General features: G+C 64.7%; 18 protein-coding genes. 10 read left to right on the forward strand and 8 right to left on the reverse strand.

Features of this window, described 5'->3' with window-relative positions; translation table 11 throughout:
• Positions 1 to 34 precede the first annotated feature (34 nt).
• The 3 genes from OA2633_RS12780 to OA2633_RS12790 form a co-directional block, all read right to left on the reverse strand.
• Positions 35 to 3,007 carry a TonB-dependent receptor domain-containing protein gene (locus OA2633_RS12780; RefSeq protein WP_009802982.1) on the reverse strand — a complete coding sequence of 991 codons (2,973 nt, stop codon included), beginning with the start codon at positions 3,005 to 3,007 and terminating at the stop codon, positions 35 to 37.
• A 369-nt stretch (positions 3,008 to 3,376) separates the two neighbouring features.
• Positions 3,377 to 4,603 (reverse strand): TetR/AcrR family transcriptional regulator, encoded by a 1,227-nt coding sequence (locus OA2633_RS12785; RefSeq protein ID WP_009802984.1) that lies wholly within the window; start codon positions 4,601 to 4,603, stop codon positions 3,377 to 3,379.
• Positions 4,604 to 4,658: 55 nt separating this feature from the next.
• Positions 4,659 to 6,377: a class I adenylate-forming enzyme family protein gene (locus OA2633_RS12790; protein WP_009802985.1), complete on the reverse strand. Its 1,719-nt coding sequence runs from the start codon at positions 6,375 to 6,377 to the stop codon at positions 4,659 to 4,661.
• Positions 6,378 to 6,535: 158 nt separating this feature from the next.
• Between OA2633_RS12790 and OA2633_RS12795 the strand changes: the two genes are divergently transcribed.
• The 10 genes from OA2633_RS12795 to OA2633_RS12840 all read left to right on the forward strand — a co-directional run bounded on the left by OA2633_RS12795 (position 6,536) and on the right by OA2633_RS12840 (position 19,517).
• Positions 6,536 to 8,578 carry a 3-hydroxyacyl-CoA dehydrogenase NAD-binding domain-containing protein gene (locus OA2633_RS12795; RefSeq protein WP_009802986.1) on the forward strand — a complete coding sequence of 681 codons (2,043 nt, stop codon included), beginning with the start codon at positions 6,536 to 6,538 and terminating at the stop codon, positions 8,576 to 8,578.
• A gap of 79 nt (positions 8,579 to 8,657) precedes the next feature.
• Positions 8,658 to 9,998 (forward strand): MFS transporter, encoded by a 1,341-nt coding sequence (locus tag OA2633_RS12800; RefSeq protein WP_009802987.1) that lies wholly within the window; start codon positions 8,658 to 8,660, stop codon positions 9,996 to 9,998.
• A 42-nt stretch (positions 9,999 to 10,040) separates the two neighbouring features.
• Positions 10,041 to 10,382 (forward strand): hypothetical protein, encoded by a 342-nt coding sequence (locus OA2633_RS12805; RefSeq protein WP_156776255.1) that lies wholly within the window; start codon positions 10,041 to 10,043, stop codon positions 10,380 to 10,382.
• Between the two features lie 86 nt (positions 10,383 to 10,468).
• Positions 10,469 to 11,662: an efflux RND transporter periplasmic adaptor subunit gene (locus tag OA2633_RS12810; RefSeq protein ID WP_009802989.1), complete on the forward strand. Its 1,194-nt coding sequence runs from the start codon at positions 10,469 to 10,471 to the stop codon at positions 11,660 to 11,662.
• Positions 11,646 to 14,765: an efflux RND transporter permease subunit gene (locus tag OA2633_RS12815; protein WP_009802990.1), complete on the forward strand. Its 3,120-nt coding sequence runs from the start codon at positions 11,646 to 11,648 to the stop codon at positions 14,763 to 14,765. Before OA2633_RS12810 ends, OA2633_RS12815 begins: the two co-directional genes overlap by 17 nt.
• Before the next feature lie 71 nt (positions 14,766 to 14,836).
• Complete coding sequence (locus tag OA2633_RS15570; protein ID WP_009802991.1) at positions 14,837 to 15,499, forward strand: hypothetical protein; 663 nt, start codon at positions 14,837 to 14,839, stop codon at positions 15,497 to 15,499.
• Positions 15,496 to 16,422, forward strand: coding sequence for a M23 family metallopeptidase (locus tag OA2633_RS12825; RefSeq protein WP_009802992.1), 927 nt, complete (start codon positions 15,496 to 15,498; stop codon positions 16,420 to 16,422). The genes OA2633_RS15570 and OA2633_RS12825 overlap by 4 nt, the downstream gene beginning before the upstream one ends.
• A gap of 307 nt (positions 16,423 to 16,729) precedes the next feature.
• Entirely contained in the window at positions 16,730 to 17,260 is a 531-nt protein-coding gene (locus tag OA2633_RS12830; protein WP_009802993.1) for a hypothetical protein, read from the forward strand.
• Positions 17,261 to 17,355: 95 nt separating this feature from the next.
• Positions 17,356 to 18,279, forward strand: coding sequence for an SDR family NAD(P)-dependent oxidoreductase (locus OA2633_RS12835; RefSeq protein ID WP_009802994.1), 924 nt, complete (start codon positions 17,356 to 17,358; stop codon positions 18,277 to 18,279).
• Between the two features lie 35 nt (positions 18,280 to 18,314).
• Complete coding sequence (locus tag OA2633_RS12840; RefSeq protein ID WP_009802995.1) at positions 18,315 to 19,517, forward strand: acetyl-CoA C-acyltransferase; 1,203 nt, start codon at positions 18,315 to 18,317, stop codon at positions 19,515 to 19,517.
• A 106-nt stretch (positions 19,518 to 19,623) separates the two neighbouring features.
• Here OA2633_RS12840 and phoB read toward each other — a convergent pair whose 3' ends face one another.
• The 5 genes from phoB to pstC are packed head-to-tail and all read right to left on the reverse strand — an operon-like array spanning position 19,624 to position 25,327.
• Complete coding sequence (gene phoB / locus OA2633_RS12845) at positions 19,624 to 20,310, reverse strand: phosphate regulon transcriptional regulator PhoB (RefSeq protein ID WP_009802996.1); 687 nt, start codon at positions 20,308 to 20,310, stop codon at positions 19,624 to 19,626.
• A gap of 15 nt (positions 20,311 to 20,325) precedes the next feature.
• Positions 20,326 to 21,033, reverse strand: coding sequence for a phosphate signaling complex protein PhoU (phoU, locus tag OA2633_RS12850; RefSeq protein WP_009802997.1), 708 nt, complete (start codon positions 21,031 to 21,033; stop codon positions 20,326 to 20,328).
• A 35-nt stretch (positions 21,034 to 21,068) separates the two neighbouring features.
• Entirely contained in the window at positions 21,069 to 21,887 is an 819-nt protein-coding gene (pstB, locus tag OA2633_RS12855; protein WP_156776257.1) for a phosphate ABC transporter ATP-binding protein PstB, read from the reverse strand.
• A 10-nt stretch (positions 21,888 to 21,897) separates the two neighbouring features.
• On the reverse strand, positions 21,898 to 23,643 hold the full coding sequence (gene pstA, locus OA2633_RS12860; protein ID WP_009802999.1) for a phosphate ABC transporter permease PstA: 1,746 nt from the start codon (positions 23,641 to 23,643) through the stop codon (positions 21,898 to 21,900).
• On the reverse strand, positions 23,636 to 25,327 hold the full coding sequence (gene pstC, locus OA2633_RS12865; RefSeq protein WP_009803000.1) for a phosphate ABC transporter permease subunit PstC: 1,692 nt from the start codon (positions 25,325 to 25,327) through the stop codon (positions 23,636 to 23,638). Before pstC ends, pstA begins: the two co-directional genes overlap by 8 nt.
• Positions 25,328 to 25,375: the final 48 nt, after the last annotated feature.

The raw sequence follows: 25,375 nt of genomic DNA on the forward strand, positions 1-25,375 counted from the left end.
TGAGCCCGGCCCACAGAGGGGAGACGTCCCGGACCTAGAAGCGGGCTGTCAGTCCCAGTCGGTACACCCGACCCAGCGGGTTGCCGACATAGGGATCGTAGCTCAACTCCAGACGCGCGGCAGGCGGATCAGTGTCGAAGATGTTCTCAACACCGGCCTGCAATTGCACATCCGCGCCGAAGGCGGCGAGATCCACCGTGCCCAGAAGGTCATGCTGGGTATAGGATTCCACCGTGCGTCCGAAATCGGTCGGGCCGAATTCGGGCGTCTGGGTGCACGCGCCCGTGTCCGGACAGCGATTGTCGTCCACGCCATCGATATAGGTCAGCGAATAGGTCGCGTTGTAGCGGCCATAGGTGAAGCTCGCGAAACCGCTGGCGCGCCAGGGCGAGACCGTGCCCGGGGCGCGGTCATAGTTGGCGAAGCCGGCCGCGTCATAGGAGCCGTCAAAGGTCAGCCCTTCATAGACAAACTCGCCGAACTCGTACTTGGCGGTATAGGTGGCGTTCACCCCGCCGCTAAAGTCGAACGGCCCCACATCGCCGCGATAGTTGAGCGAGAAATCGAGACCGTTCGTGGTGACGTCCGGACCGTTCACGACCTGCACCAGGATGCGGGAGATGTCGTTCGCCGTGGTGCCGGCGGTGCAGCTGCCCCCGGCGAACACCACGAATTCGGTGAACGGGCTGGCGCAATCCACCGCCTGGGTGCCGTCCGTGACCGGGCCAGGCGCGACCGCGCTGGCGATGGCCTGAACCGGCAGTTCGGTGAACCGGCCTTCAAAGTCATAGTTCCAGAAATCGACGCTGGCGCTGAAGCCGCCCGATTCAAACAGAATGCCGAAATTGTAGGTGAAGGCGGTTTCCGGATCGAGATCGGGGTTGCCGGCGATCTGGTTGGCCTTGAAGGCGCCGCCGGCGGCGTCGATGCCCTCGACAAGCGTCAGGCCGTCGCCTTCCAGATCACTGGGCAGCGGCGCGCGGAAGGTGTCGCCGACCGAGGCGCGCAGGGCGACATTGTCGCTGACCTGCCAGCGCGCCGAGATCTTGGGATTGAAGGTGGAGCCGACCGGATTGCCATAGTCCTCGTAACGGACTGCGCCGGTCAGTTCAAAGCCGTCAAACGGTTCGATCTGGGCTTCGGCGAACAGGGCGTAGACATCCTGCTCCACATTCACGGTGGAGTACTGGCCCAGGAAGATGAACGGCCCTGTCGGCAGGTTGTTGTCGTTGGGATCGTCCAGGCAGGAGCGATCCCCTTCAATTGCGCACGGGAAGCCGACCGGGTCGCTGAAGATGTTGGCGGGCAGGGATTCATATTCGGTGCGGCGGTATTGGGCGCCGAACGCGTAGTCGATCTCCTGGCCGAACAGCGTGTCATAGCCGCTGAAGATCAGGTCGACGATGAACTGGTCCTCGGTCTGGTCGGTGCCGCTGGGCTGGTACATCCACTCGATCAGGGCGGGATCGTTCTCGTTGCCGGGCACATAGGCCGGATTGGTCAGCCCCAGGGTCGGATGGCCCGGCGCGGAGTTGATGAACGGATTGAAGTACTGGCACCCGTTCGCGCCGGGCGTGCTGCCTGTGCAGCTGGCGCCGCCAAAGCCGTTGATGGCGCGCTGCAGGCGGTCGCCGACGAAGTCGCGGACCGCATTCTTGCGGTTGGAGTGAATGAGGGTGGCGTAGAGCTGGGCGCTGAAATTGTCCGAGAAGTCATGCTCGAACCCGCCCGAGATGCGCCAGGCCTCGTTTTCCGCACTGCCCAGGCCCGCGCCGCGCTCATCAAGCGGATTGCCGCCAAGCGCGAAGGGGCGGAAGAACAAGATGTTCGACAGCGAGGACAGATAGGCGGGCGAGCCGGCCGGGAAGGTTTGCGCCAGATAGGCCGCATAGCCCGGGTTTGAGGCCGGCACGGAGAACGCATTCGCGCTGCCCGGGCCCAGCGGCCCCTGAACCGGCGGATAGCTGGGCGAACCGGCGTAATCGATCATTTCCATGCCCGCATAGATCGCCTCGGCGTGGAAGGTGGTGTTCGGGCCCAGATCCACATCGATCTGGCCATAGATCTGATAGCGATCCTCTTCCTCAACCAGATTGCTGAAATCCACATAGGAATAGCGGCAGACCGGGAAGGCGCTGGTCGGAGAGGTGGGGAAGGTCCCCTGGATGCCGCCCATGGCGGTGCAGGTGTCCAGCTGTTGGCCGTCAATGCCGATGCCCACGACGCCGAAGCCGGGAATGATCGGCAGATAGGTGCCCGGATTGGACAGGAAGGAATAGCCGGTCGGGTTCACGGCGTATTCGGTCTGGGTGAAGGCGCGCTCGGTATTGGGCAGTTCATTGCGCCGCTGCCAGCCGGCGCCAACCATCACATCCACATTGCCGAAGCGCTCGCCGGCCAGCACGCTGGCCTGGTAATTGCCGTCAGAGCCGTCGATGAAATTGTAGCTGCCGGACACTTCCACGCCTTCAAAGGCGTTGTAGGTCACAAAGTTGGCCACCCCGGCGATGGCGTCGGAGCCATAGGTCGACGCCGCGCCGTCCTTGAGGACTTCCACGCGCTGAACCGCGAAGAAGGGGATGAGGTTGGTGTCGGTCGAGCCGGTGCCGGGGCTGGAGATCGTCCGGCGGCCATTGAACAGCACCAGCGTGCGCTCACGGCCGAGGCTGCGCAGGTTGATCGAGCCCACGCCCTGTTCGGTGCCGGCGGCGAACTGGTTGGAATCGCCCAGGACCGGGCCGACAGACGGCAGGGTTTTCATGAATTCGAGCGGGCTGTCGATGCCGCGATTATCCAGCTCCTGAGCGCCGAACACATCCACCGGCAATGCGCCGTCTTCACCACGTCCGCGGATGTAGGAGCCGGTGATGATCACGCGATCAACCGGCATCGCGGCGTCATCAGATTGTGCAGGGTTGGCGCTCTCCTGAGCGGAGGCGGGCGTGACCGCCATGAAGGCCAGTGGCGCGCAAACCGCCCCCAGCATGAGCTTTGACTTGATCGTCATCGTGTTCTCCTCCCGACCTGTCATGCAGGCCATGTCCCTCGCGGTTGTGACCGCAGTTCGTCGCGCCTTTCCGGCGCTTGTTCTTTCGGGTCGTTGATGCGTTCGCACAGGCCGACCCCGGCCTTCCCTCAGGCGCGGTTCGCGCCGGACGCAGTGCGTTCGAGTGTGAGCCTCCCATCCGCCCCGATCACAAAAACGCTACAGCTTCTACAGTCGCTTTCAAGAAAAAAGAAAAAGCGGTACGTATTAAATTTCTCGCTATTGCGACGTGTTGCGGCGCAATAATGGCGCTTTTTGAATATCGGGTTTGTAGGCGCTCGCGAGCGCAATCCGCCTGTCAGCCTGAAGGGGCGAGGCCGTCCGCAGTGTCTAGCGGTTGGGGATGAGCCCGCGCGTGATGATCGACGCGTAGGTCTTTATGGCCTGCTCGGGCGATTGGACTTCGGCCCAACGCCGCATCTCATAGGCCGTGTTCAGCGTCGCCATGATCATCTGCGCGGCGATCAGCGGATCGATCGCCTTGATCGAGGATTCAGTGATCCCGTCGATCAGGACGCCCGCATAGCGGCGCGCCATCCGGTTAGAGCGTTCAATGACGCCGGCGCGAACATCCGGGGGCAGGGCGTAAAGCGCCGTGGTCCGCAGGAGCGGGGAATCCCCGTAGAACTGCAGCGCCAGCAAGGATGCGACCGAGGCGCACAGCTTGCGGTGATGGTCGCCTTCAATGCGCTCGGCGGCCCTCTGGGCGAGCGAGACCCGGGCATAGCTCAGGTCAAAGCAGGCCAGGACCAAATCGTCCTTGCTCTGCAAATGGTGATAGAAGCTGCCCTTGGTGACGGACAGCTCGGCCGCGATGCGGTCCACGGACGCGCCGCGATAGCCCCAGTCATTGATGGTGATGGCGGCCGCCTTGAGAAAGGCGATATTCATGTCGCCCAGCCCCTTGACGGTTTCGGGCTCTTCAAGGGTCAGCAAGGCCGGATCCCAGTCCCGTCCCGCGCCGGAAACGCCATAGGCCAGTACTTCGCTGAAGCGATGGGCCACGCGTTCGAAATCGCCCAGCGAATAGCGTCGCAACCAGGCCTGGGCCCAGAACAGGTTCTCGAGCAAGACGTGGGTTTGCGCGGTCGCCAGATGCTTGCGTGACCCGTCCTCTTCCTCGAAAAACCGGCGCACGCGGCGGAACATGACGATGTACTGGTCGCTGAGGCGCGTGCGCAGCGGTTCGTTCAGGCTGCGAATGTGGGACAGGTTCGCGACCGGCGGCGCATCGCCCGAGCGGATCTGCGCAAACTGTTCCAGCGTCGCCCAGACCATGCGGTGCAGCTTGTCAAAGGGGGTTGGCTCAAGCTCGGCCTGATCGACGATGCGATTATAGCGCTCGATCGCCGCTTCCAGAATGGCTTCCGCCAGCAATTCCTTGCGCTTGAAGTAATAGGTGATGCTGGTCGTGTTCAGCTCGATGGCCTGGGCCACCTTGGTCAGGGTCATGCCTTTATAGCCGAGCTCGTTGATCAGCTCGGTCGCCGCAGCAATGATCTGGTCGCGCTTGCGGTCATAGCGACTCGCCGCGGCGGAAAGGCCTGTCTCGGTCATGGCGTTAATCTAAAGCGCTTGCTGATAAACGCCACCGCTATAGCGCGTCTCGCCGTCATGCCGAGGCGCGCATGGCAGCGAGTTCCGCCAGAATGCGCCTGACTTCGGTTTTCAGGATCTTGCCGCTGGCGTTGCGCGGCAACGGCCCGTCATGAACGCGCACGAGGACGGGTGTCTTGAAGCTCGCCAGCGCCTCGCGCACGAACGCCTGAAGCTCCGCCTCGTCCGCCTGTGCGCCGGACGCCAGGGTGACAAGGGCGGCCGGCTCCTCTCCCAGGGTGCGATGGGGGATCGCGGCCACGGCGGCGTCCACAATGGCGGGATGCTCATACAGGCGGTTCTCGATCTCCACAGGGTAGATGTTCTCGCCGCCGCGAATGATCACATCCTTCGCGCGATCAACGATGTAGCAAAAACCCTCCTCATCGAGCCGGGCGACGTCACCCGTGCGCACCCAGCCCTCCTTGAAGGTCTCTGCGGTTGCGTCGGGCCGGTTCCAGTATTCGCGAACCACCATCGGACCGCGCGCCCACAATTCGCCCGACTGGCCGGCAGGCAGTTCGGTTTCGCCGTCCAGGCTCATGATCTTGAGTTCCGCCACCGGCACGGGCGGGCCGCAACTGTCGGGCCGGTTCAGATAATCCTCGCCGTCATGGCGGGTGACCGTGCCGCTGGTTTCGGTCATGCCCCAGCCCGTACCCGGCTCGCAGTTCAGATCCTCGGCGATCAGGCGCACCAGCTCGGGCGCAGCGGGCGCGCCGCCATAGGCGACCCCGGTCAGGGAGGAGAGGTCAAACTCCTTGCGGCGCGGATGCTCGATCAGGCTCCAGGCGATGGCGGGCACGCCGCCCGTATGGGTGATCTGCTCGCGTTCGATCAATTGGAGCGCTTCCAGCGGATCCCACTTGTCCATCAGCACGGTCTTGTGGCCCACATGCACGCTCGACAGCATGCGCGCATTGCAGGCGGTGACGTGAAACAGCGGAATGGGCAGAAGCGAGGCGCGCGGTTCCGGCTCGGGCACCGGCTCGCCGCGTCGCAGGGCGGCGAAGGCGCCGGCATAGGCGGTGGACAGCACATTGCTCATCGAGCTGCGATGGGTGCCGAGCGCGCCTTTCGGCTTGCCGGTTGTGCCGGAGGTGTAAAACAGGGTGGCCGGATCGTCCGGGGCGATATGGATTTCGGGCAGGGGGCGAGGGTCGAGCTTCGCCCAGTCCTTCGGCGCTCCGATCAGGTCTTCAAGGCGTTCGGGCGCTGCGCCCGGCGTTGCGCGACAGACCAGGGCGTCACATGCAATCGCCTGACCGGCCAGGACTTGCCAGCGCGCGGCGTCGCAGATCAGGGTGCGCGCGCCGCTGTCCCTTATCGCATACTCGAGCTCGGGCCCGGTCCACCAGGCGTTCAGCGGCACGACGATGGCGCCGATGGCGGTAATGGCGAAATAGGCGATGGGAAATTCAGGCAGGTTGCGCATGGCGATCGCCACCCGGTCGCCCGGCTCGACGCCGCGCGCGAGCAAGGCGTCGGCCAGATGGGCGGTGGCGCGCCGGAAGGCGTCAAAGCTGACCCGCTCATCATTGAGCACCATGAAGTCCCGGTCGCCGTGCGCCTTTGCGGCTTCGACCAGATCGGGCAGGACTTGCGGTCCGTTCTTCCACACCCGAACGGGCGCGCCATTGATCTGTTGTACCGTAAATTCGAAAAGCGCCCCCGGCGCGCACAGCTGCTCCTGAGCGGCTTGCGCCGTAAGCGCGGGCCATTCGCGCGCGCCCATCATGTTTCCTCCAAGGCTTATATATATTGTATTTTCAAACGCTAGATCATGCTTGCGCGAACCGCAAATGATCAAATCTCATCGCACGATCCTTGACCGCCGTGATCAGGCGATAGAAAAATCGGTATGCTGAAGCAAGACGCAAAGAGGCAAACGCAATGACAGTGAAGACTCAGGTGACGGACGGCGTGCTGGTGATCGTCTCGGACAATCCGCCGGTGAACGCGCTTTCCCATGCGGTGCGGTCCGGCCTCATGGACGCTGTCACAGCCGCCGGGTCCGATGCCGCAGTGAAGGCCGTGGTGATCGCCGCTGACGGACGGACCTTCCATGCGGGCGCCGACATCACCGAGTTCGGAAAGCCGCCCCAATCCCCCTCGCTGCCCGAAGTGATCGAAGCGATCGAAGCGCTGGACAAGCCCGTTGTCGCGGCTCTGCACGGCACGACGCTGGGCGGCGGGCTGGAAGTGGCCTTGGGCGCGCATTATCGGGTGGCCGCACGCGGCTCCAAGCTGGGCCTTCCGGAGGTGAAACTCGGCCTGTTGCCGGGCGCAGGCGGCACCCAGCGATTGCCGCGGGTGGTCGGTGTGGAAGCTGCGCTCGAGATGATCGCGAAAGGTGACCCGATCTCGGCGGAAAAGGCGCAAAGCCTTGGTCTGGTGGATGAGCTGGTGGAGGCGGATAAGCTGCGCGACGCAGCCATCGCATTCGCCAGAGCCAGGATTGCCGACGGTCCGCGCCGCACCGGCGCGCGAACGGACAAGCTCTCTGCGGATGCGGAGGTCTTTCATGCCTTCGCCCAGAAAAACGCCCGCCGCTTCCGCGGCATGGACGCGCCGCAGGCCTGTATCGAGGCGGTGAAGGCGGCGACCGAGAAGCCCTTGTCCGAAGGGCTGAAACTGGAACGCGAACTGTTCACCAAGCTGATGACGGGCGACCAGTCCGCCGCGCTGCGGCACCTGTTCTTCGCCGAACGCGCCGCCGCCAAGATTGATGACATCGCCAAGGACACGCCGCGCAAGACTGTGTCCAGTGTCGGCGTGATCGGCGCGGGCACCATGGGCGGCGGGATCACCATGAATTTTCTGTCCGCCGGGATCCCTGTGACCCTTGTGGAGCGCGAACAGGCTGCGCTTGATCGCGGCGTGGCGACCATTCGCAAGAATTACGAGGCCAGCGCCGCCAAGGGACGGTTGAGCCAGGACCAGGTTGAAAAGGCCATGGCGCTTCTCACGCCGACACTGGAGATGGACGCCCTGTCGGACTGTGACCTGATCATCGAGGCGGTCTTCGAGCTGATGCGGATCAAGAAGGAGATCTTCACGGCTCTGGATTCGATCGCCAAGAAGGACGCCATCCTCGCCACCAACACCAGCTATCTGGATGTGAATGAGATTGCGGCGGTGACCCAGCGGCCTGAATCGGTGCTTGGCCTGCACTTCTTCTCGCCGGCCAATATCATGAAATTGCTGGAAATTGTTCGCGGCGCGAAGACTGCCGACACGGTTCTGGCGACCGCCATGGATCTGTCGCGCAGGATCGGCAAGGTGGCTGTGGTCGCCGGGGTCTGCCATGGCTTCATCGGCAATCGCATGCTGGCCCAGCGCCAGGCGGAAGCGAACAGCCTGATCCTTGAGGGCGCCAAGCCCTGGGATGTGGACCGGGTGCTGGTGGAGTTCGGCCTGCCCATGGGGCCGTTCCAGATGGCGGATCTGGCCGGTCTGGACATTGGCTGGGATCCGGACGCCACCTCGTCTTCCACGGTGCGCGAAATCCTGTGCGAACAGGATCGCCGGGGCCAGAAGACCGGCGCAGGCTTTTACGATTACGACCAGAACCGCCGCGGCGCGCCGTCCGAGCACGTCGAGCGCCTGATCGCCGAGTTCGCCGAAAAGGCCGGCTATGAGCAACGCGCGATTGACGATCAGGAGATTCGCGAACGCCTGCTCTATCCCATGGTCAATGAAGGGGCCAAGATCCTCGATGAAGGCATCGCCCAGCGCGCCTCAGACATCGATGTGGTCTGGGTGTATGGCTATGGCTGGCCGACCTATCGCGGCGGGCCGATGTTTTGGGCGGACCAGATCGGCGCGAAAACCGTGCTCGAGGGTCTGGAAAAGCATGCCGACCGCCTCGCGGACAGCTTCGAGATCAGCCCGTTCCTGCGGCGCAAGGCGGAAGAGAACGGGCGGTTCAACTAGGGCCTGCAATCCGGCTCTGGCGCGCAGCCGTTAAACGCGCGCCAACAAAAAACAAAACAAGATTTCCGGGGAGTCCATCATGGCCGAGGCCGCATCCGAACATCCAACCGTTCCGCCCCTGGCGGCGCCCAAGCGGCGTTATGCGCTGACGGTGCTGTTAGTGATCTACATCCTGAACTTTCTTGACCGTCAGGTGGTCAACATCCTGGCCGAGCCGATCAAGCTCGAGCTGGGCCTGGCGGACTGGCAGGTCGGCGTGCTGACCGGCCTGGCCTTCGCCCTGTTCTACACCTTTCTCGGCCTGCCCATCGCGCGGCTCGCAGAACGCGGCAATCGGGTGAAGATCATTTCCGTCGCCGTGGCGATCTGGAGTCTGTTCACCATGGCGTGCGGTCTGGCGACCAATTTCGTCCAACTGCTTCTGGCGCGGATCGGCGTCGGGGTGGGCGAGGCGGGGTGCACGCCGCCCGCGCACTCGCTGATCTCCGATTACGCCCCCAAAGAGAAACGCGCCTCGGCGCTGGCCTTCTATTCGCTCGGCATTCCGCTGGGCTCTCTGGCGGGCATGGCGCTGGGCGGTCTTATCGCGGACGCGTATGGCTGGCGGGCCGCCTTCCTGGTGGCGGGCGCGCCGGGCGTGCTGATGGCGCTGCTTGCCTGGTTCACCCTGCCCGAGCCGCGTGCGGACCGGCCCAAGGAGCCGACCGATACCGGCCCGACCCTTGGCGACGCCGCCCGCGAATTGCGCGGAAAATCCGCCTTCTGGTGGATTGCGTTCGGCGCAGCGATCAATGCCATGGTTTCCTACGGCCATATCGCCTTTTACGGCTCGTTCTACATGCGCAACCACACTGACGGTCTGGCGGCGATTTCCCAGAATCTGGAAAATCTCACCGGTGTGGCGCTGGGCCCGATCGGCTTCATCGGTCTGGTGCTCGGGATCCTGATCGGGATTTTCGGCGCGATCGGCACCTATCTGGGCGGGTTCATTTCCGATCATGTGGGCCGCAAGGATGCACGCGCCTACACCTTGGTGCCCGCCATTGCCTCGGTGTTGTCCGTGCCGCCCTTCCTGTGGGCCATGCTGACCCCTTCGGTGTCGCTGTCTCTGATCCTTCTGACCATTCCGGTGCTGCTGAACGCGGTCTGGTACGGGCCGATCTTCGCAACGGCCCAGGGGCTGGTGCGTCCGCAGACCCGCGCGACCGCTTCGGCGCTTCTGCTGTTCGTGATCAATCTGATCGGTCTGGGGCTTGGGCCGCTGAGTGTCGGCCTGCTCTCTGACAGCTTCTCGGCCAGCGGCATGGATGTGGCTGAAGGCCTGCGCTGGGCCATCATCGTGGTGGCCGTGTTCGGCGCGACCAGCCTGATCGGCTTTGTCATGGCGTCGCGCAAACTGCGTGAGCAGCTGGTCAGCTAGACGTCTTGCGCGCACCAGGCGTGCTTGTCCGGACGGGCGGTGTTGGCTATCGTTGCGACGATGCTGCACCGCCCGTTTCATATGCTGCTGCTGGCGCTGACCGTCCTGATGGTCAGTGCGCAGATGGCGTGTGCGGCGGACGATCTGACAGTCGGCGCAGGCCAGGGGCATTCGGTTCATCATGCCGAGGCTGATCATGACCACCATGAGGTCGACGCGCCGTGCCAGGACGCCTGTGTGACCCACCATCTTGACCTACTGCCCGGACTGGTCGAACCGGCCATGGTGTCTGAAAGCGCCATGAAGCGGGTCCTGCGTCCCCAGTCCTTCAGCACGCGGATCACCGCGCCGCCCTATTCCCCGCCCCGGAGCGTCATCGTCTGAACCTGTTTCCGACGCACTGACCTTCAGGGATACCCATGATTTTCCAGATTGATGGAGGGCGTTTCGCCTTCCCCCTCGCTGCATGTATGGCAGCGATTTCGCTCGCGCTTGCCGGGTGTGACGATGCGCCTTCCAGGCCAGACTCGCACGACCATGATGAAACCGACGCCGATCACGGGAGTGAAAGCGCCCATGATCATGACGACGGTGAAGCGCACGACCTGATCAGCCTTTCGCCCGAGGACCGCCAGGCCCTGGGCATCGCCCTCGGCGCAGTGAGCACCGGCCCGGTTGGCGGCTGGATCGAGCTGCCCGGCGAAGTCCGATTTGACGAGAACCGCATTGCGCTTGTCTCCGCACCGGTGGAAGGCGTGATCCGGGAGGTCCATGCCAGCATGGGCGACAGCGTCGAGGCCGGAGATCTGCTGGCCATTGTTGACAGCCGCGAGCTCGCGGAAGCCAAGGCGGCCTATCTTTCCGCGCTGGCCGCGCTGGAGCTGGTGCGGCCCGAATTCGAGCGTGAACGCGAGCTGTTTGACCGCGGCGTCTCCACCGAGAGCCGGTTCCAGACCGCGCGTCGGGAGCTTGAGGAAGCGCGGATCGCGGTGCGCAGCGCCGAGTTCCAGCTGGATGCGCTGGGTATTGATGAAGCGGCGCGTGACACTCTGGCCGATCCCGAGACCGGCGCGCTGAGCCGATATGCCCTGAGGGCGCCTATGAGCGGGGTGATCACCCAACGCCATGCGGTGCGCGGCGAGTTCGCCGAAGCCGGCGACGTCATGCCGACCTTCACCATCGCCGACGCCTCCCGGGTGTGGGTAGATGCGGCCATCTACGGCCCGGATCTGATGCGGGTCCGCCCCGGCGCCCGCGCGCGCATTCGTCTGAGCGAGAGCGAGATCATCGAGACCGAGGTGAGTTTCGTCGCGCCCCAGATCGGCGCGGAGACGCGTACCGGCCTCGCCCGGCTGATCGTGGACAATGAGACATCCCGGCTGATGCCCGGCGCCTTCGTCACTGTTGAACTGGAGGACGGTCAGGCGGGGCGGCTGCTGCGCGCGCCGGCAAGCGCGGTTCAGACCCTCAATGGAGAGAGCGTGATCTTCGTGCCCGAGGATGACGGCTTCGAGCCCCGACCGGTGCGGCTTGGACGCCGCGGCGCGGATTTTGTCGAGATTGTCTCCGGCCTTCAGGAGGGTGATCCGATTGTCGTGACCGGCGCCTTCGCCCTGAAATCAGAACTTCAGAAGGGGGCGTTCGGCGATGGCCATAACCACTAGCGTCTCAGGGGCGGCCCGCCGGAGCTGGACCGACCGCATCGTCTCCGCCCGCGGTTTCGCCGTGATCGCCTTCGTGGCCGTCTTCCTGGCGGGGGGCTGGTCCTGGCGGACCCTGCCGGTGGACGCCTTTCCCGATATCACGCCGCCCCTGGTTCAGGTGTTCACGGTCACCGACGGGCTCTCCCCGCAGGAGGTGGAGCGCTATGTGACCTTTCCGGTGGAGACCGCGATGAGCGGCCTTCCGGGTCTTGAGCAAGTGCGGTCAAACTCCACCTTCGGCCTGTCCGTGGTGACGGCGTATTTCGAGGACGGGACAGATATCTATCTGGCCCGACAGCTCGTTTCCGAACGCCTGTCGGCGGCGCGGGAGGATATCCCGCAGGGGTTTGGCGAGCCTGAACTCGGGCCGATCACGACCGGGCTGGGTCAGGTGCTCTTTTATTATCTCGACAGTGCGGACGCGGATCTGATCGGCCTGCGCACTTTGCAGGACTGGCTGGTGAAGCTGGACCTCCAGACCGTGCCCGGGGTCACCGAAGTGCTCTCGCTCGGCGGGTATGAGCGGCAATACCAGGTCAATGTCAGGCCTCAGGCGCTGATCCAGTACGACCTCTCCATGGCGGACGTCATCACGGCGCTCGAGCGGGCGAACCTCAACGCGGGCGCGCAGTACATTGTCGAGAATGACGAACAATACACGGTGCGCGCCGAGGGGCTGCTGCACGGCGAGGCGGATTTGCGCCAGGTCGTGGTGAAGGCCGTAAATGGCGTGCCGGTGGTGATGAACGAGATCGCCGACATCGTCGTGGGCGGCGCCCCGCGCCAGGGGCTCGCCACCATGAACGGGGATGGAGAGGTGGTCGCCGGCCTTGTCCTGAAGCTGACCGGCGCCAACACCAACGCGGTCATAGCCGCCGTGACGGAGCGGCTGGAAGCGGTCAACGCCGCTTTGCCTGAAGGCGTCGTCGCGCGCCCCTATTATGACCAGTCAGAACTGGTGAACCAGGCGGTTTCCACAATGACGACGGCCTTATGGCAGGGCGCGCTTCTGGTGGTGGTGCTGCTCATGGCGTTCATGGGCGGCTGGCGGCCCGGCCTGATCGTCGCCGCCTCCATTCCGTTCTCGGTCGCTTTCGCGCTGATCGCCATGCGCTTGCTGGGCGTTTCGGCGAACCTGATGTCTCTGGGCGGCATCGCCATCGCCATCGGCATGATGGTGGATGGCGCGGTCGTGATCGTGGAGAATGCGCGCCGACGTTTGGCGGAGGGCGCGGGCGGCGAGCGGACCTTGCTGCTCGCCTCTTCACTGGCTGAGGTGATCAAGCCTCTCGGCTTCTCGATCGCGATCGTGATGCTGGTCTTCCTGCCCATTGTCACCTTGCAGGGGGTGGAGGGGAAGACCTTCCGCCCGCTGGCCTTCGCCGTGATCCTCGCCATGGCGGGGTCGCTGGTGTTCGCCCTGGTCATCGCGCCGGCCGCCAGCCGCTTGCTCAAAGCGCCCCCGCGTCCTGCCCAGACGGATGCAGCGCCCGGGGCGGGCCATCGTCTGGGCGCCGCCATCGGTTACCTCGTGGCGCGACGGGGGCTGGCTGCCGGGCTCGCCGCCTTGATGCTGGCCACGGGGACGCTCGCCTTCATCCGCCTGGGGTCTGAATTCTCGCCGCGGCTCAATGAAGGCGACATTCTGGTGCGCATGACCATGGCGCCCTCGATTTCGCTCGATGCGGCGCGGGAGACCGTCACCCGCTTTGAACAGGATGTGCTCGAACGTTTCCCGCAGGTCGAGCGCGTCGTCACGCGCGTGGGCCGGGGCGAGGTGGGCGCCCATGCCGACCCGGTCAACAATGCGGAATCCTTTCTGGCCCTGAAACCCCGATCCGAATGGGGGGCTGTGCGCAATCAGGAGGCTCTGCTGGCGCAGATGAGCGAAGCGTTCGAGGACTTTCCCGGCGCCCAGTTCAACTTCACCCAGCCCATCGCCGCGGCGACGGACGAGCTTCTGACCGGCTCGCGCGCCGAGATCGCCATCAAGCTCTTCGGACCCGACACCGAGGTGTTGGCGCAGGAGGCGAGCGAAATCGCCGCGGTTGTCGGAGCCGTCAGGGGCGCGGCGGACGTGCAGGTCGAACAGGTCGGCGGCGCCCCGCAAATCAGCATCGAGGTCGATCGCGCCGCCATCGCCCGCTACGGGCTGCAGGTGGCCGATGTGCTAGAGACGGTGCAGGATGCGATCGGCGGGGCGCACGCGGGTCAGGTGTTTGACGGCGTGCGCCGCTTTGACATCATCGCGCGCTATGCCGAAGGCGACCGGAACACGCCCGAGCGCATTGCCCGAACCCTGATCGAGGGGCCCAATGGCGAACGTCTGCCCCTGGGCGCGCTGGCGCGGGTGGAGCGGATCGAGGGACCGCGTCAGGTCACGCGGGAAAATGGTCGGCGTTTCATCACGATCCAGTCCAATGTGCGCGATCGCGATATCGGCTCCTTTGTTGAAGAGGCGCAGGCCGCGGTTCAGACCGAGCTTGATCTGCCGCCAGGCTATCTTCTGGAATGGGGCGGGCAGTTCGAGCTGCAACAGCAGGCCAATGCCCGCTTCGCCCTGATCGTGCCGGTGACGCTCGGGCTGGTCTTCCTTCTCTTGCTGGCTGCGTTCGGGCGGGTGAAGAGCGCGCTGCTGATCGTGCTGAACATCCCGCTGGCGCTGGTGGGCGGCCTTGTCGCGCTCTGGCTGGCCGGGCTGAACCTGTCCGTGCCGGCGTCGGTGGGCTTCATTGCTCTCTTTGGCATCGCGCTCGGCAACGCCATGGTGCTGGTCTCGTTTCTGGACCGGTTGGCGCTCGGGGGCGGAGATCGTGAGGCCCTGAGCGTTCAGGGCGCGCTCCTGCGGGTGCGGCCCGTGCTCATGACGGCCGCAACCACCATGCTCGGCCTTGCGCCCCTGCTGTTCGCCAGCGGGGTCGGGTCCGAGGTCCAGCGACCATTGGCGGTCGTGGTGATCGGGGGGCTGATCAGCTCGACGCTCGTGACCTTGTTCATCCTGCCGGCGGTCTATGCCTGGTTTGCCCCAGAGCCAGATCAAGTCTCTGAGACCAAAGCCGTTTGACGGGCGCGCTGAAAAGCGTCGTCAGTTGGTTAATAATCGATTAAAATGCGCCCGTGGTCTCGGAGGGGCGCATGCAAGGACGGGCGGCGCGACGCATTGCCATCATTCTGGCCGGAGGGGCTCTGGCGGGGGTGATGGCGTGCGCCGCCAGCGCCCAGCCTGCCCGTCTGGGCGCGGCTCAGCCCATCCGTCCCCAGCCCGACACGCCGATTGCTGTCGACGTGGACTGGCAGGCTGTGCGCCAGGACGTGCTCCAGCGCCAGCGGGCCGGGTTCACGGCGGTTCGCGCCATGCCGCGACCCGTCATCCCGGAAAACGTGACGGTGGAACAGGGGGGTGAGACCGAAGTTCCGATCCTCACGCCAACGCAGGAAGCGCTGCGGTTCAATCCGCTTGCGGGTGCGCGTCTCTACGCGCGGGGCGATTTCTATACGCTCGTCATCCAGGGCGAGGGGCTGTTGATCGAGGTCTTCGGCACGCGCCTCGCGCATGCTGCGCCGCCGGACGCGCTCACCGCACGTCATCTGCGCGGCGCGGGGGCGGAAGGCTATCGCAGCACGCCCACCGCCTATGGCCGGGAAATCACGTTCAACCGCTATAACGCGGCCTATTCCATAACGCTGGAATGCGAGGCGCCCGAGACGGATCCGCGCTGCACCGCGCCGGAGTATGGCGAGGGGCTCTGGGCGTCCTTGCAGCTCATGCCCGGTACGCGTGACAGGGAGGCCCCATGATGCCCCGTCCTGTCGAGCTGGTTCTTGCAGTTCTGGTCGCGATCCTGGGTGGAGCGCTTCTGGTGCTCTGGCCAATTCAGGCGCCGCCGCCGGCGCCTGATGCGCCTATTATGGGCGAAGACCCCTTCATGGAGCCTGAGCCCGAACCTGAGCCCGAACCTGAGCCCGAACCCGAGCCTGAGCCCGAACCCGAGCCCGAACCCGAGCCCGAACCCGAGCCCGAGCCCGAGCCCGAGCGCGAGCCCGAGCCTGAGCCGGAAGGTCCGTTGCTGGATGACGGTCTGGACCCTGTGGCCTTCTTGCCGCCGGGCGATCTGGCGCCCGATAGCGGCGTCGGGCAGGCCTTGCAGATCAATTACGCGCCGCAGATGCGCTTCCCGCTCGAGGCGGGTCAGGCGTATGCGAACTCTCAGGTCTATGGCCATGGCGGGTATCTGGGCCCCGGCGGCGGTCAGTGCGACGCCGAGAATTACAGCTATGCCTGGCGTGACAATTTCTGCGAGACGCGCGGTTACGCCACGCCACTGTGTCCGGCCGGAACGGGGCATCAGGGCCAGGACATTCGTCCGGCCAGCTGTGAGGACGCCCGTCACTGGGCGGTGGCGGCGGGGGACGGCGTGATCACCTCAGTGGGAAGTTACTCGGTCAGGCTGATGAGCCCGGAGGGCGTGCGTTACACCTATCTGCATCTGGACCGGGACAGCCTGCTGATTGCGCCGGGCGATGAGGTTGTGCGGGGACAGCGCCTTGGGCTCGTCTCCAACGAGTTTGGCGGGAATGCGACGACCATCCATCTTCATTTCGAGATCCGGATGGCTGTCGAGACGGGGCAGGGGCTGCAGAACACCCATGTTCCGCCCTATCTGGCGCTGGTGGAGAGTTACCAACGCCTCCTCTCGGAACCGGAGAGTGAGCACGGCTAGACGATCCGGTGCAGCTTGGGCCCGGAGGCGATCGAACGTGTTTATATTGATTTCGGTGAACTGATTCGGCGAATGAAAAGCTCACGCAGCGATTGGCCAGGGTTCCACCAAGGTCTATGTGCCACTTCGGCACGCTGACCGGAGCGGTGCAATAAAATCAGTATTTTGAAAGAGATGATTGAGAGTTATTCGCATATAACTCATGAATTCTCGAAATTGTTCATTAAGACAATTCGACGAATATGTTTATTAGACAAACTCATTATACGCATTCAGAATCACTGAAGCGTGGGCATAGGGGGCTCTTATGGCTGCACTTGCTGAACGGACGGATTTCACCCTGCGGGACCCGGGCGCGCTGGGCGCACTGCTGGTCTATGATTGGCGTCTTCGCAAGCTGCTCACCGATGACGAAGTGATCACCGAAGCGGTGGATCGTCCGGTCTCGACGGGCGTGCTGCGTCACCTTCAGCGGCTGGGCTTCATCAAGGCGGTGCATGGGGTGCGTCCCCATGGCGGCCGGATGCGCCTCTGGCCGATCGAGGAAGTGCTCAAGCTGCAGATCGTCCTCGATCTGCGCCACACGACGGGCGCCCGGCTCTCGGCGTGTGTCGACGCCCTCAATCTTGATCCCCAGGCTGTCGAAGAGGCGCTGGACGACTGGGAGCGTCATGTGGGCGGCATGAGTGATGACCGCAGCCAGATCAAGCCGTCAGCGGATGGCCGACACCCGCTGACCGACCCGGATTTCATTTCCGGCCTTTCGAACGCATCGGTGCAGGCTTTCATCTGCCGCAGCGGGTTCGACAGGGTGGCTGAGCCGGCCTTTCTTTTATAGCTTAAGTACCTTGCGCGGCGCCGCAGCAATTGCTTTCCTGATCAAAACCGGTTCGCATACGCGAAAAGACCGATTGATCAGGGAGGCATTTTGCCATGAGCGATATTCGTTTTGATGGCCGCGTCGCCATTGTAACCGGCGCCGGCGCCGGTCTTGGACGTTCACACGCACTGGAGCTGGCGCGTCGCGGCGCCAAGGTGGTCGTCAACGATCTGGGCGGCGCGGTGGATGGCACCGGTTCGTCCCTGAGCGCGGCGGAAACCGTCGTTGAAGAGATCAAGGCCGCCGGCGGCGAGGCCATCGCCAACGGCGCCAACGTCACCAAGCCTGATGAAGTCACCGCCATGGTCGACGCCGCGCGCGAGACCTGGGGCAAGGTCGACATCCTGGTCAACAATGCCGGGATCCTGCGCGACAAGAGCTTCTCCAAGATGACCCTGGATGACTTCCGCGCCGTGATGGAAGTCCATCTCTGGGGCTCGGTCGTCTGCACCAAGGCGGTCTGGGATCACATGAAGGAGGCCGGATATGGCCGGATCGTGATGACCAGCTCATCTTCTGGAATCTATGGCAATTTCGGCCAGTCCAACTATGGCGCCGCCAAGATGGGGGTTGTGGGCCTGATGAACGTCCTCCATCTGGAAGGGCGCAAGAACAACATCAAGGTCAACACCCTGTCCCCGACCGCCCATACCCGCATGACCGAAGGGCTGATCCCTGAAGAGGCCGCCAAGCTGATGACGCCGGAAAGCGTCACCGCCGGCCTGGTCGCCCTGTGCGCCGAAACCGCGCCCGAGCGCACCATTCTGTGCGCCGGCGCGGGCGGTTACGCCGCCACCAAGATCTATGAAACGCCGGGCATCTATCTGCCGCCGGAAGACCAGACGGCGGAGAACGTGCTCGCCAATATCGACAAGATCACCTCTGATCACGGCCAGGAGGAATTTGAAGAGGGCGCGCGCCAGACCTTCAAGTTCATCCAGTACGCCGCCAAGCATTTCGACCTCGCCCTGGGCTAGGTTCCCATCCTTTAAGCCAGCAAAGGAGCCTCACCATGCGTGAAGCGCTTATCGTCTCCACCGCCCGTACGCCGATCGGCAAGGCCTATCGCGGCGCCTTCAACGACACCCAGGCCCAGGAACTGGGCGGCCACGCCATCAAGCACGCCGTGGAACGCTCCAAGGTCGCCCCCGACGAGATCGAGGACGTGATCATCGGCGCCGCCATGCAGCAGGGTTCGACCTTCCAGAACATTGGCCGCCAGGCGGCCATCCGCGCCGGCCTGCCGACCTCTGTGTCGGGCATGAGCATGGACCGCCAGTGCGCCTCGGGCATGATGGCGATCGCCACCGCCGCCAAGCAGATCATCTCGGACGGCATGAACGTCACCGTGGGCGGGGGCCTTGAGTCGATCTCCCTGGTGCAGAACGAGCACATGAACCTGCACAAGGCGTTTGATCCGTGGATCAATGAGCACCGCCCTGATCTGTACATGTCCATGCTGGAAACCGCCGAGATCGTGGCCGAACGCTACGGCGTCTCGCGCGAGGCCCAGGACGAGTACGCCCTGCAATCGCAACAACGCACCGCTGCGGCGCAGGAAGCGGGCAAGTTCAACGACGAGATCGTGCCGCTGCCCTCCACCATGCTGGTGAAGGACAAGGCGACCGGCGAAATCTCCAAGCAGGAGGTCACGCTGGAGAAGGACGAGGGCAACCGTCCGTCCACCACGCTGGATAACCTGCAATCGCTGAACCCCGTCTTCGCCAATGGTCAGCAGATCAAGGAAGGCAAGTTCATCACGGCGGGCAACGCCTCCCAGCTGTCTGACGGCGCATCCGCAGCCGTGCTGATGGAAGGCAAGGAAGCGGAGAAACGCGGTCTTCAGCCGCTGGGCGCCTATCGCGGCATTGCGGTGGCGGGCCTCGACCCGGATGAGATGGGCATCGGTCCGGTCTACGCCGTGCCGAAGCTTCTCAAGGCCAATGGCCTGACCATGGATGATATCGGTCTGTGGGAACTGAACGAAGCGTTCGCCGTGCAGGTCCTGTACTGCCGTGACAAGCTGGGCATTCCCAACGAGAACCTCAATGTCAATGGCGGCGCGATCTCGGTCGGCCACCCCTATGGCATGTCGGGCGCCCGCATGGTCGGCCACGCCCTGATCGAAGGCAAGCGCCGCGGCGTGAAATACGTCGTCTGCACCATGTGCGTGGGCGGCGGCATGGGCGCTGCGGGCCTGTTTGAAGTCCTCTAGGCGACTTCACAGACCTGAAAAGTTAAAGGCCGGCCTGGCGAACCAGGCCGGCCTTTTTAACGACGCCGCAGGGTCTGCAGCTCCTTAGGCGTCGCATTTCGATGGGTCAGGCGGCGTTCAGGGCATAGCCGGCCGAGCGAACGGTCCGGATCGGATCGTGTTCTCCGCCTGCGCTGAGCGCCTTTCTCAGGCGACCAATATGCACGTCTACCGTGCGCGCCTCCACATAAACATCAGAGCCCCACACCGCATCAAGCAGTTGCTCGCGCGAGAACACGCGCCCGGGGTGCTGCATCAGATAGTCCAGAAGGCGAAACTCGGTCGGACCCAGATGGATTTCAAGGTCGGATCGCACCACCCGGTGGGCGACGCGGTCGATCGTGATGTCCCCGACCGTGACAGAGTCCTCCGCCAGGCCCGGCCGGATGCGGCGCAGGACGGCGCGAACTCGCGCGAACAGCTCCTTCATCAGGAAGGGTTTGACGATGTAGTCGTCCGCCCCGGTGTCGAGGCCGCGGATCCGATCGGCTTCCTCGCCGCGCGCCGTCAGCATGATGATCGGCAGGTTGCGCGTCTCGTGACGGCTTCTGAGCCGACGACAGACCTCGATGCCGGAGATCTTCGGCAGCATCCAGTCGAGCACCACCACATCGGGTTGGCGCTCTTCCACCAGCATCATCGCCTCTTCGCCATCGGCGGCGAGGGAGACCCGGAAGCCTTCCTTCTTGAGATTGTACGAGAGCAGCTCGGACAGAGCGTCTTCGTCTTCTACGACCAGTACATGCGGTTGCATGGCGAACCCCCTTCGCTAGGACGTTTCTGGACGAGGGCCGCGCGGCCGATCAGCCGTCAGCTCTTGCCCGGTAACCAGGTAATGGACCACTTCGGCGACGTTCGTGGCATGGTCGCCGATACGCTCGAGATTCTTCGCGATGAAGAGCAGATGCGCGCCCGGCTCGATCATCGAGCCGTCCTCGCGCATGGCGGTGACGAGGTCGCGGAACAGGGCGTTGTAATGCTCGTCCACATCGTCATCGCGTTCCCAGACGGCGACGGCGCGGCTGGCTTCGCCCGTTGCGTACGCGTCCAGAACCTGGTGCAGATGGCTTTGCACGACGCGGCCCATGCGCTCGACGGCGCCGTTGAGGGCGGTCGGGTCGGAGGCGTTCAGCGTGTGCACGCGCCGGGCGATGGATTTGGCCAGATCGCCCACGCGTTCGAGATCGGAGACGATCTTCAGCGCGGCGATGCAGACCCGCAAATCCTGGGCGATCGGCTGGCGCAGGGCCAGCAGCCGGATGATCTTCTTCTCGATATCGCGCTGCATCTGGTCGACCTGGGCGTCCCGCAGACGCACTTCGTCGGCCAGATCCCCGTCCCGGCTGGACGCAGCCTGAAGCGCGTCGCTGACCATGCTCTCGGCCAGCCCGCCCATGGCCGCCACATCGGCGGTCAATTGTTCAAGCTCTTCGGAGAAGGCTTTGACGATATGCGGCGCGGTGTGCGACGTGTTCATTGCGTAGGCCTTTCAAAGGTCCGATTGCGCGGGGCTTATCCGAAACGTCCGGTGATGTAGTCCTGGGTGCGTTGATCGAGCGGGTTGGTGAAGATCTCCTCGGTCGGCCCGTATTCCACGAGCTTTCCGAGGTGGAAGAAGGCCGTCATCTGGGACACCCGTGCGGCCTGGGCCATGGAGTGGGTCACGATGATCAGCGAATAGTTCTCGCGCAGTTCGTCGATCAGTTCCTCGATGCGTGCGGTGGCGATGGGGTCGAGCGCCGAGCACGGCTCATCCATCAGGATCACTTCGGGGTTCACCGCGATGGCGCGGGCGATGACGAGACGCTGCTGCTGGCCGCCCGAGAGCGAGGTGCCCGGATGATGCAGACGGTCGGCCACTTCCGCCCAGAGGCCCGCCTTGATCAGGCTGGTCTCGACGATGTGGTCAAGCTCGGCCTTGGTTTCGGCCAGACCGTGAATGCGCGGGCCATAGGCGACGTTCTCATAGATCGATTTCGGGAAGGGGTTGGGCTTCTGGAAAACCATGCCCACCCGGGCGCGCAGCACCACCGGGTCCACATCGCGGCCGTTCACTTCCTCGGAATCAATGCGGATCGATCCGCTGACGCGCGCGGTGTCGATGGTGTCGTTCATCCGGTTCAGGCAGCGCAGAAAGGTGGATTTGCCGCAGCCGGACGGACCGATGCAGGCGGTGACCGCCCGATCCGGAATCTCCAGCGAGACATCTTCGAGCGCCAGCTTGTCGCCATAGCGCACGCTGACCGCATCGGTGGCGACCTTGATCGGCAATTGCGTCGTCAGCGGGTGATACCGCGTTGGCGGGTTGTCGACCGGAAAATCGAGACTCATGGACATCTACCTACCATCTCCGTTCGAAGCGGCGCCGCAGATAGATGGCGACGGCGTTGAAGCTGACGAGCAGCGTCAACAGCGCCAGGATCGCTGCGGCGGTGCGCGCTTCGAAGGCGCGCTCTGCGCTTGAAGACCAAATGTAAATCTGAACCGGCATCACGGTGGCCGGTTCGGTGAAGCCCGACAGGCCCAGCGTGGGCGGGTCGGCGATGAAGGCGACCATGCCGATCATCAAAAGCGGGGCCGTCTCGCCCAGGGCTTGCGCCAGACCAATGATGGAGCCGGTCAGGATGCCGGGCATGGCCAGCGGCAGCACGTGGTGGAAGACCGCCTGGGTGCGCGAGGCGCCGACGCCGAGCGCAGCCTCCCGGATAGAGGGTGGCACGGCCTTGAGCGCGGCGCGAGCGGAAATGATCACAGTGGGCAGGGTCATCAGCGCCAGAACCATGCCGCCGACCAGGGGCGCCGAACGCGGCATGCCGAACAGGTTGATAAAGACCGCAAGCCCGAGCAGGCCAAAGACGATCGAGGGGACGGCGGCGAGGTTGTTGATATTGACCTCGATGAAATCGGTCAGCCGGTTCTTGGGCGCGAATTCTTCCAGATAGATCGCGGCGCCGACCCCGATCGGCACGGCCAGCAGCATGGTGACGATCATGGTCAGGATCGACCCGGCAAGGGCGCCCGCAACGCCCGCCAGTTCCGGCTCGCGGCTGTCGGCATTGGTGAACAGCGTCGTGTTCAGGCCGTTGCGGATCAGGCCGCGCTCCTTGAGCGTGCGCGCCCAGACGATCTGGCGGTCGGTGATCCGTCGGGCGATGGACGGGGTCTCGATCACCCAGAGCGACCAGGTCTCTGCGCTGTCCGAGGCGTGATCGGGGCCGATGAGCCAGTCGCCCTGAGCGCTGCGGCCGTCCTGTTGCAATTGGGAAATGCGCAGAACCCCGCCCTGGGCGCGCAGCATGAGGGAGGCCGTCTGGGAATTCAGCTGCACCGGCGCCGTGTCCGAGCGCGCCATCTCAAGCGCCCGGACCAGATCGCGGGCGCGCTGGGCCTCCGCCTCCAGGCTGTTGCGGGTGTCCGTATCGAGTTCTTCGGCGGCCTGGGCGGCGGTCTGTTCGGCCCGGCGCCGCGCCTGCGCGAGGGCGGCGTCCAGGCGCGCCTGCACAAGGTCCAGAAAGCCATCGAAAACGGGCGCACCCGTCCGGGAGCGAAGGATGACCCCGCCATCAGCCGCCGGGGCGAGGCTGAGCGGGGCGGCGCCAGGCAGGAATTCCTCTTCGGTGGTGAGACCTTTCAGATAGAGGTCCGCATCATCGGAGATGGGCAGGGTGAACCGGATGGTCTCACCCAGAACGTCGGGATTGTTCACGACCTCATTGAGCAGGCGTGCGGCGTTCACGGCGCTGTACAGGCCGAAGAGTTCGCGCATTTCGCTGACGGAGCCGGCTTCGGGGAACTGGGCCCAGAGGCTGTTCTGGATCAGCGTATTGTACGAGCCGCGCCGCAGGGAGGCTTCGCTGGCGTCGCCCCGCGGATCCGCGATCTCGGGGCGGATGTCGACATCCAGCACCAGCTTGTGCGCAGTGAAGGCGGGGACCGACTGTATGATCAGCGAGCCGAGCAGGACGGCGAGGAACAGCACGGCCGCGCTGATCGCCGCCAGTCCATAGAACTGGAATCGCTGTTCGGCGCGATGCCGCTTGGCCAGGCGCGCCTGAACCGCGTCGCGTATGGTCGGCGCGTTACTCATAGCGTTCCCGGAAGCGTTGCACCACGCGCAAGGCGATGATGTTCAGGATGAGGGTCATGATGAAGAGCACGAGACCCAGCGCGAAGGCGGAGAGGGTTTTCGGGCTGTCGAATTCCTGGTCGCCGGTCAGCAGCATGACGATCTGCACGGTGATGGTGGTCACCGATTCCAGCGGGTTGGCGGTCAGGTTGGCGCCCTGACCGGCAGCCATGACCACGATCATGGTCTCGCCCACGGCGCGCGAGACCGCCAGCAGCAGCGCGCCGACAATGCCCGGCAGGGCGGCCGGGAAGACCACATGCCGTACGGTCTCGGACTTGGTCGCGCCCATGGCGTAGCTGCCATCGCGCAGGGCCTGGGGCACGGCGTTGATCACATCGTCGGACAGCGAGGAGACGAAGGGGATGATCATCACGCCCATGACCAGGCCCGCCGACAGGGCGGATTGGGTCACCGCATCCTCATAGCCCAGCATCATCGCGACCTGACGCAGGAAGGGCCCCACGGTCAGAAGCGCGAAGAAACCGTAGACCACAGTGGGCACGCCCGCGAGAATCTCGAGCGCCGGCTTGGCCCAGGCGCGCAGGCGCGGGCTCGCGTACTCAGACAGATAGATCGCCGCCATCAGGCCGATGGGCGCAGCCACCAGCATGGCGATCAGGGTGATCAGGGCCGTGCCGGCGAACAGGGGCACCGCGCCGAAGGCGCCGGACTGGCCCACCTGGTCGGCGCGAATGGCGATTTGCGGGCTCCAGTGCAGCCCGAACAGGAATTCATGAATGCGCCAGTCGATCGAGGCGAAGAAGCGGATCGATTCAAACAGGAGCGAGAACACGATCCCCAGCGTGGTGAGGATGGCGATGGCCGAGGTCATCATCAGGGCCAGCCCGATCACGCCCTCCACCCGGTCGCGCGCCCTGAACCCGGCGCGAATGCGGGTGCGGGCGAAGGCGAGGCCGCCGACCGCGAGGGCGAGGGCGACGCCTGCCGCGCTCCAGCGGAACAGGTCTTCCCAGGGGCGCAGGGCCAGGGCGGCCGCGCGGATTTCCTCGGTGTTGCGGCTGGCGAGCCCTTCATTGAAGGCGAGCGCGCGGGCGTCCGAAATGAACAGCTCGCGCCGTTCGCTGGGCGCGCGCCAGTATTCGAAACCGGCCCGGGCGCGGACCCCGGGGACAGTGTGCGGCGCACGGGCCGCCACAGAGACGGCGACGCGATCGCGACGCGCCTGGCGTTCAGCGGCGATTTCATTGCGCTGGGCGGTCAGGGTTCCGAGCGCGCGCAGATAGCGCTCGGCGTCGCCGCCTTCGCGTTCCGCGCGGAACATCTCGTTCCGGGCGGACAGGGCTTCCGCCTCGATCTGAAGCGTCTCCTCAGCCAGCGCCTGGTACTCGGGATCCCGCGCCAGCTGCGCCTCGTATTCCCGGATCAGCGGCGCCGCCTCACGCTCGAGCTCGCCCAGGGCCAGCGTGTTGACGAGGCTGGCGCCGAACAGGCCGTACAGGGCCAGCAGGATGAAGGCCGGCAGGCCGGTCCAGAGCGCCAGATAATACCCGTAATAATTGGGCAGGGAGTGCAGCCAGGACGCACGACCATTGGCCGCCGCGACAGCGCGGCGCCGACCGATCAGAAATCCGACCGCTGTCAGCACCAGTAGGGCGAGGACAGCGAAAAGCGAGGACTGCATGAAACCACCTGGTCAGGGAGCTGAACTCTGCGCCGGGCGCAAAACTCC

The organism is Oceanicaulis sp. HTCC2633 (assembly GCF_000152745.1).
In the GTDB taxonomy this organism is placed as follows: domain Bacteria; phylum Pseudomonadota; class Alphaproteobacteria; order Caulobacterales; family Maricaulaceae; genus Oceanicaulis.

Excerpts from the sequence above, each read along its gene's own strand:
- OA2633_RS12780 (WP_009802982.1), bottom strand. The coding sequence starts at position 3,007 with ATGACGATCAAGTCAAAGCTCATGCTGGGGGCGGTTTGCGCGCCACTG.
- OA2633_RS12785 (WP_009802984.1), bottom strand. The coding sequence starts at position 4,603 with ATGACCGAGACAGGCCTTTCCGCCGCGGCGAGTCGCTATGACCGCAAG.
- OA2633_RS12790 (WP_009802985.1), bottom strand. The coding sequence starts at position 6,377 with ATGGGCGCGCGCGAATGGCCCGCGCTTACGGCGCAAGCCGCTCAGGAG.
- OA2633_RS12795 (WP_009802986.1), top strand. The coding sequence starts at position 6,536 with ATGACAGTGAAGACTCAGGTGACGGACGGCGTGCTGGTGATCGTCTCG.
- OA2633_RS12800 (WP_009802987.1), top strand. The coding sequence starts at position 8,658 with ATGGCCGAGGCCGCATCCGAACATCCAACCGTTCCGCCCCTGGCGGCG.
- OA2633_RS12810 (WP_009802989.1), top strand. The coding sequence starts at position 10,469 with ATGGCAGCGATTTCGCTCGCGCTTGCCGGGTGTGACGATGCGCCTTCC.
- OA2633_RS12815 (WP_009802990.1), top strand. The coding sequence starts at position 11,646 with ATGGCCATAACCACTAGCGTCTCAGGGGCGGCCCGCCGGAGCTGGACC.
- OA2633_RS15570 (WP_009802991.1), top strand. The coding sequence starts at position 14,837 with ATGCAAGGACGGGCGGCGCGACGCATTGCCATCATTCTGGCCGGAGGG.
- OA2633_RS12825 (WP_009802992.1), top strand. The coding sequence starts at position 15,496 with ATGATGCCCCGTCCTGTCGAGCTGGTTCTTGCAGTTCTGGTCGCGATC.
- OA2633_RS12830 (WP_009802993.1), top strand. The coding sequence starts at position 16,730 with ATGGCTGCACTTGCTGAACGGACGGATTTCACCCTGCGGGACCCGGGC.
- OA2633_RS12835 (WP_009802994.1), top strand. The coding sequence starts at position 17,356 with ATGAGCGATATTCGTTTTGATGGCCGCGTCGCCATTGTAACCGGCGCC.
- OA2633_RS12840 (WP_009802995.1), top strand. The coding sequence starts at position 18,315 with ATGCGTGAAGCGCTTATCGTCTCCACCGCCCGTACGCCGATCGGCAAG.
- phoB (WP_009802996.1), bottom strand. The coding sequence starts at position 20,310 with ATGCAACCGCATGTACTGGTCGTAGAAGACGAAGACGCTCTGTCCGAG.
- phoU (WP_009802997.1), bottom strand. The coding sequence starts at position 21,033 with ATGAACACGTCGCACACCGCGCCGCATATCGTCAAAGCCTTCTCCGAA.
- pstB (WP_156776257.1), bottom strand. The coding sequence starts at position 21,887 with ATGAGTCTCGATTTTCCGGTCGACAACCCGCCAACGCGGTATCACCCG.
- pstA (WP_009802999.1), bottom strand. The coding sequence starts at position 23,643 with ATGAGTAACGCGCCGACCATACGCGACGCGGTTCAGGCGCGCCTGGCC.
- pstC (WP_009803000.1), bottom strand. The coding sequence starts at position 25,327 with ATGCAGTCCTCGCTTTTCGCTGTCCTCGCCCTACTGGTGCTGACAGCG.